The organism is Marispirochaeta aestuarii (assembly GCF_002087085.1).
GTDB classification, from domain to species: Bacteria; Spirochaetota; Spirochaetia; order JC444; family Marispirochaetaceae; genus Marispirochaeta; species Marispirochaeta aestuarii.
In genome coordinates this window covers 1-426 of record NZ_MWQY01000071.1, presented here as the reverse complement: position 1 = coordinate 426, position 426 = coordinate 1, and the positions used below count along the sequence as shown (strand labels likewise).

At 52.3% G+C, this 426-nt stretch carries 1 protein-coding gene; it reads right to left on the bottom strand.

Annotation, left to right across the window (positions count from 1 at the left end):
- Window positions 1-64: 64 nt before the first annotated feature.
- Window positions 65-426: GxxExxY protein (locus B4O97_RS19155; RefSeq protein ID WP_083053119.1), on the bottom strand; the 362-nt coding region annotated here is incomplete at its 5' end.

Sequence of the window (426 nt, the reverse complement as noted above, 5' to 3'; positions counted from 1 at the left end):
AACCATATATCAATATGGTGCATTCGAACCTTGGCACGACTAAAAAAGGGGCTGAATAGCCCCTTCAGGCAGGCCCGCTCCGGGTATTAACCAGCCGTTTGTAAAAAAGCGACGGAACATTGAAGTTGAACAGATACCCGACCTGCACACCAGAGAGCTTAAGGTAGTTGTAAAGCTGAGATTCCATACCGGAAGTAACCTGCGAGACAGCTTTAAGCTCGATGAGGATAGCATTGTTTACAACCATATCGGCCCTGAAGGTACCGACGGACTCTCCGCGATAAGAGACGGGGAAGGCCGCCTGCTGTACAACGGAAAGCCCCAGTGCCTGGAGCTCCAGCACGTACGCCCGCTGATAGACCCTTTCGAGTAAGCCTTCGCCCAACGCGGAGTGCACCTTGAACGCAGCCCCTAAAACCTTGTTTG